Genomic DNA, 5,462 nt, shown 5'->3' with positions numbered 1-5,462 from the left:
GGCATGATCCGATGCACGGGGGCAGCCGACATCCCCTCCCGCACCGGCTGCCCCCGTGCATCGGATCATGCCATGGCCCACTGACAACGCCCGAGGGTTTTTCAGCGCGCGCTCGGCAGCCCCAGCTCCGGGTGCGCCTCCAGCAGCCGGGACGGGGCGGCCTGGCGCCAGGAGTCGGCGAGGATGTCACGCAGCTCCTCCTCGTCGTCCAGCGCGGCCAGGCGGACCCGGACCCAGGCGAACTGGGCCTCGTGGCCGGCGATCCAGAACTTCTCCGGTTCGGACAGGACCAGTTCGTCGCGCTCCTCCTTGGGACAGCGCACGGCGATGGAGGTCTCGTCCTCCGGCAGCGTGGCGAACATCTTGCCCGCGACCCGGAACGTGGGCATGCTCCAGGCGATCTTCTCCGTGGTGTCCGGCAGGGACAGGGCGATACGGCGTACGTCTTCGGCATCCTGCATGTCCCGCACGCTAGCCGCTTCCACTGACAGTCACCCCGCGGGCAGTCACCCCGCGGGCGAGTCCGCCCCCGGCCGCCTCGCGTCCGCCCCCACCTGCTTGTAGTAGATCGTCGTCGGCCGCAGCGTCCCGGCCGGGTCCGCCGCGTAGTCCGGGATCGCCCCCAGGCGTGTCCAGCCGGCCGACCGGTAGAGGTGCTCGGCGGGGCTGCCGGTCTCCGTGTCCAGGTGCAGCAGGGTGATGCCCGCTGCCGAGGCCGCGTTCTCGGCGGTGGCCAGCAGCCGGCGACCGAGGCCCTGCGCCCGGGCGCGCCGGTGCACCATGAGCTTGACCAGCTCGGCCCGGTGGCGGCTGTTGGGCTTGTCGGGGAAGGCGAGGCCGACCGTGCCGATCACCCGGTCGTCCGCGTCGTGCGCGGCCCACACGGCGAGCCGGCCCGCCGCCACGCCCTCCGCCCGCTCCTTCCACCAGGCGACCGCCTCGGCGTGGTCGACGGACGCGAGGAACCCGATGGAGGCGCCGCCCGCCACCGTGTCGGTCAGCAGGGCGGCCAACTCCTCGATGCGGTCGGCCAGTCGGGCGGCGTCCAGCCGCGTCACGGTCGCCGTCACGGCCGCACCACCGCCAGCACGTACCGCGCGTCCTCGGGACCGGGGCAGCGGAACCGGGTCGGCCCCCACACCCGCAGCCGCAGGCAGTCACCGCGGGTGAGCCCGTGCTCGATGTCCTGCGCGGTCACCTCCAGCCTCCCCTCCAGCACCCAGATGTGCTGCTCCAGGCCGGGAACGGGCGGACGGTCGTAGGCGATGTCGGCACCCGGGGACAGGCGGCCCTCGACGAGTTCGCCGCGCAGCCCGGGGTGCGGCGGCGAGACGGACCGGCGGACGAACCCGGAGGCGCGGTCCTCCCACACCGTCTGCTCAGCGGCCCGCACCAGCGGCGCGTGCTCCGTCTCGATCTCGCTGAGCAGCTGGGACATGGTGCGGCCGTAGACATGGCACAGCCGGTTGAGCAGGGCGGCCGTCGGGCTGGTCTCGGCCCGCTCGGCACGCGACAGCGTCGACCGGCTCACACCACTGCGCTCGGCCAACTCCCCGAGCGACCAGCCGCGTTCGGCCCGCAGCGCGGCGAGGCGGGCACCGAGACGGGCGTCGACCGGGTCGGGCGCGAGAGTGCGCTCCCTCGGATCGCCCACATCATCCAGATCAGCCTGTTTCATATCCGGGACGATAACCTGGATATGAAACGCGCGGGTTACGGAACGCTCACCTCGAGCACGCGCCCATCCGATGGCCGCGCTGGTGCGGTGCCTGCCTACGCCTTGGCCGCCTCGCCCAGCGCCTCCAGCACCGGACGGATCAGCGGGTGTTCCTCGGCGCCCCGGCGCACCGCCGCGAAGACCCGGCGCGTTGGCGCCACACCGTCGACGGGCCGTACCACCACGCCCGCCAGGTCCATGCCGCGCAACGCGGAGCGCGGGACGAGGGCCACGCCCGCGTCGGCCGCGGCAAGGGCCACGACCGCGCGGAAGTCGTCGGAGGAGTGGTCGATGCGGGGCTGGAAACCGGCGTTCTCGCAGGCCAGAACGACCACGTCATGACACGGGTTGCCCGGGTAGGGGCTGATCCACGGGTCCTTGGCCAGCTCGGCCAGCGGGACCTCCGCGGCGTCGGCCACCCGGTGGGCGACCGGGACGACGGCGTCGAAGGGCTCCGCGTACAGCGGAACGTGGGTGAGGCGGGGATCGTCGGCGGGCGGCGCGCCCCGGTACTCCACGGCGACCGCCACGTCGACCTGCCGGTCCAGCACCATCGGCAGGCTCGCGTCGCCCTCGGCGTCCTGGACGCGGATGCGGATGCCGGGCGCCGCGTGGGCCAGGCCCGCCACCGCGGGTGCCACCACCTCGGCGATGCCGGTGGCGAAGGAGGCGACGGTGACCGTGCCGGCCGCGCCCGAGCCGTAGGCCGCCAGCTCGGCCTCCGCCCGCTCCAGCTGGGCGAGGACGGCGTTGGTGTGGCTGAGCAGGATCTCCCCGGCCGGAGTCAGCCGGACGCCCTTGGCGCCGCGCTCCACCAGCCGGTGACCGGTCTCCTGCTCCAGCGCCGTGAGCTGCTGCGAGACGGCCGAGGGCGTCAGGTACAGCGCGGCGGCAGCCGCCGTCACCGTGCGATGGTCGGCCACCGCTCTGAGGATGTGCAGCCGCCGCGCTTCGATCATGAGATCGATTATCGCAAGGTTGCCGGGCGCGGCACACGCGGCCCGCCCGGCACCCGCTGGTCAGGCCCTGCCGCTCAGCCCTCCAGCTCCGCGCGGGCCGCGACGAAGGCGTCCACCGCGCGGTTGACGTCCTCGGTGGAGTGCGCGGCGGACAGCTGGACGCGGATACGGGCCTGGCCCTGGGGCACGACCGGGTAGGAGAAGCCGATCACGTACACGCCCCGCTCCAGCAGCAGCTCGGCCATCCGGCCGGCCTTGGCCGCGTCGCCGATCATCACGGGGGCGATGGCGTGGTCGCCGGGGAGGATGTCGAAGCCCTCCTCGGTCATCCGGGAGCGGAACAGCGCGGTGTTCTCGGCCAGCCGGATGCGCAGGTCGTCGGCCGACTCCAGCAGGTCCAGCACCTTCAGGGAGGCCGCCGCGATCACGGGCGCGAGGGTGTTGGAGAACAGGTACGGCCGCGAGCGCTGGCGCAGCAGGGCGACGATCTCGGCGCGGGCGGCGACGTAGCCGCCGGAGGCGCCGCCGAGGGCCTTGCCGAGGGTGCCGGTGATGATGTCGACGCGGTCCATGACGCCGTGCAGCTCGGGGGTGCCACGGCCGCCGGGGCCGACGAAGCCGACGGCGTGCGAGTCGTCGACCATGACCATGGCGTCGTAGCGGTCGGCGAGGTCGCAGATCTCGCGCAGCGGGGCGACGTAGCCGTCCATCGAGAAGACGCCGTCGGTGACGACGAGCTTGCGCCGGGCGCCGCCCTCGTCCGCCTCCTTCAGCTGCCGCTCCAGGTCCGCCATGTCGCGGTTGGCGTAGCGGAAGCGGCGGGCCTTGGACAGGCGGATGCCGTCGATGATGGAGGCGTGGTTCAGCGCGTCGGAGATGACCGCGTCCTCGGCGCCGAGCAGCGTCTCGAACACACCGCCGTTGGCGTCGAAGCAGGAGGAGTACAGGATCGTGTCCTCCTGGCCGAGGAACGCCGACAGCCGGGCCTCGAGCTCCTTGTGCACCTCCTGGGTGCCGCAGATGAAGCGCACGGAGGCCATGCCGTAGCCCCAGCGGTCCAGGGCCTCGTGGGCGGCGGCGACGACCTCGGGGTGGTCGGCGAGGCCCAGGTAGTTGTTGGCGCAGAAGTTGAGGACCTCGCCGGGGCGGCCGCCCGCGGTGACGCCGACGGTCGCGGACTGCGGGGTGCCGATGACGCGCTCCGGCTTGAACAGGCCGGCGGCGCGGATCTCGTCGAGGGTGGCGCGCAGATCGTCGCGTACGGAGGTGAACATGAGGAGCTCCATCGAGTGCAGGTGGCGAGTGAGCCGGAGGGGCGCGCCGGTGCCGACGGACGACGGACCTGGCGCGCGGAGGCCCGAGGGGCTGAGCACGGTCGGTCTGTCCGGCACCGGCTCCGTGCCCCGGAGGCGAACCGAGCCGGGGATCAAGCGGTCCAGTCGAGGATGACCTTGCCGCCCTTACCACTGGCGGCGTCGGCGAAGGCCGCCTCGAAGTCGGCGTAGCCGTAACGGCCGGTGATCACCGGGGCGAGGTCGAGGCCGCCTTCCAGCAGCACCGACATGGCGTACCACGTCTCGAACATCTCGCGGCCGTAGATGCCCTTGATGGTGATCATCGAGGTGACGATCCGGGCCCAGTCGACCGGGAACTCCTCGGCGGGCAGGCCGAGCATGGCGATCCGGCCGCCGTGCGTCATGTTGGCGATCATGTCGCGCATCGCCTCGGGGCGGCCGGACATCTCCAGACCGATGTCGAAGCCCTCGCGCAGGCCGAGCGAACGCTGGCCCTCGGCGATCGTGGTCTCGGCGACGTTGAGCGCGAGGCTCACACCGATCTTGCGGCCCAGTTCCAGCCGCTCCTCGCTCACGTCGGTGATGACGACGTTGCGGGCGCCCGCGTGCCGGGCCACGGCGGCGGCCATCAGGCCGATCGGCCCGGCCCCGGTGATCAGGACGTCCTCGCCGACCAGCGGGAAGGACAGCGCGGTGTGCACGGCGTTGCCGAACGGGTCGAAGATCGCGGCGACGTCGAGGTCCACGGGGACGCGGTGCACCCAGACGTTGGACGCGGGCAGGGCGACGTACTCGGCGAAGGCGCCGTCCCGGCCGACGCCGAGACCGACGGTGGCCCGGCACAGATGGCGGCGCCCGGCCAGGCAGTTGCGGCACTTGCCGCACACCAGGTGGCCCTCGCCGCTGACCCGGTCGCCCGCCTTGATGTCGGTGACGTCACGGCCGGTCTCGACGACCTCGCCGACGAACTCGTGGCCGACCACGAGCGGGGTGCTGATCGCCTGCTGCGCCCAGCCGTCCCAGGCTCGGATGTGCAGGTCGGTACCGCAGATACCGGTCCGCAGCACCTTGATCAGTACGTCACCGGGCCCGATGGCGGGCTCGGGCACGTCCGTGAGCCACAGCCCGGGCTCCGCCTTCTCCTTGACCAGCGCCTTCAACGCTACGGCTCCTGTGCTTAGGGCCCGGGGCGGGGTACGGGCATGCCGAAGGGACCCGCGTCCGGGGAGAGGGGTGGAATCGCATAGCAATCTGCCGTACGGCGGCGCCCCGGTCCATCGAGGATTTCTTAAACGCGGCCACAGCTTTCCTTCACGCCGTCCTCCTGAGCCTCTCCTTCACGCCGCCCGGGTCTCTCCTTCCCGCCGTCCCGCCGGGTTTCTCCCTGGTGCCGCCCCACCGGGTCTGTTTTTCACGCCGTCGGCCGAGCCACCCGCCGTTCGGCCGACGGCGTGAAAAACAGACCCGGTGGGGCGGCACCAGGGCGAAACC

At 72.6% G+C, this 5,462-nt stretch carries 6 protein-coding genes; all 6 read right to left on the bottom strand.

Going from position 1 to position 5,462, the window contains the following annotated elements:
* Positions 1–101: 101 nt before the first annotated feature.
* The 6 genes from BZY54_RS40485 to tdh all read right to left on the bottom strand — a co-directional run bounded on the left by BZY54_RS40485 (position 102) and on the right by tdh (position 5,131).
* Positions 102–461: an MmcQ/YjbR family DNA-binding protein gene (locus tag BZY54_RS40485; RefSeq protein WP_086730360.1), complete on the bottom strand. Its 360-nt coding sequence runs from the start codon at positions 459–461 to the stop codon at positions 102–104.
* A gap of 45 nt (positions 462–506) precedes the next feature.
* Positions 507–1,070, bottom strand: a complete 564-nt coding sequence (locus tag BZY54_RS40480; RefSeq protein ID WP_244217578.1) for a GNAT family N-acetyltransferase — start codon at positions 1,068–1,070, stop codon at positions 507–509.
* Entirely contained in the window at positions 1,067–1,678 is a 612-nt protein-coding gene (locus BZY54_RS40475; RefSeq protein ID WP_086730359.1) for a helix-turn-helix domain-containing protein, read from the bottom strand. The genes BZY54_RS40480 and BZY54_RS40475 overlap by 4 nt, the downstream gene beginning before the upstream one ends.
* Positions 1,679–1,773: 95 nt before the next feature.
* A complete protein-coding gene (locus BZY54_RS40470; protein WP_086730358.1) occupies positions 1,774–2,676 on the bottom strand; it encodes a LysR family transcriptional regulator in 903 nt (300 codons plus the stop codon).
* 74 nt (positions 2,677–2,750) lie between these two features.
* Complete coding sequence (locus tag BZY54_RS40465) at positions 2,751–3,950, bottom strand: glycine C-acetyltransferase (RefSeq protein WP_086730361.1); 1,200 nt, start codon at positions 3,948–3,950, stop codon at positions 2,751–2,753.
* 152 nt (positions 3,951–4,102) lie between these two features.
* Positions 4,103–5,131 carry an L-threonine 3-dehydrogenase gene (tdh, locus tag BZY54_RS40460; protein ID WP_086730357.1) on the bottom strand — a complete coding sequence of 343 codons (1,029 nt, stop codon included), beginning with the start codon at positions 5,129–5,131 and terminating at the stop codon, positions 4,103–4,105.
* Positions 5,132–5,462 lie beyond the last annotated feature (331 nt).

Origin of the sequence: Streptomyces carpinensis, from assembly GCF_002154505.1 — a bacterium.
GTDB classification, from domain to species: Bacteria; Actinomycetota; Actinomycetes; order Streptomycetales; family Streptomycetaceae; genus Streptomyces; species Streptomyces carpinensis.
Note: the sequence above shows the minus strand (reverse complement) of the source record. Positions and strands in the feature narration are given on the sequence as shown.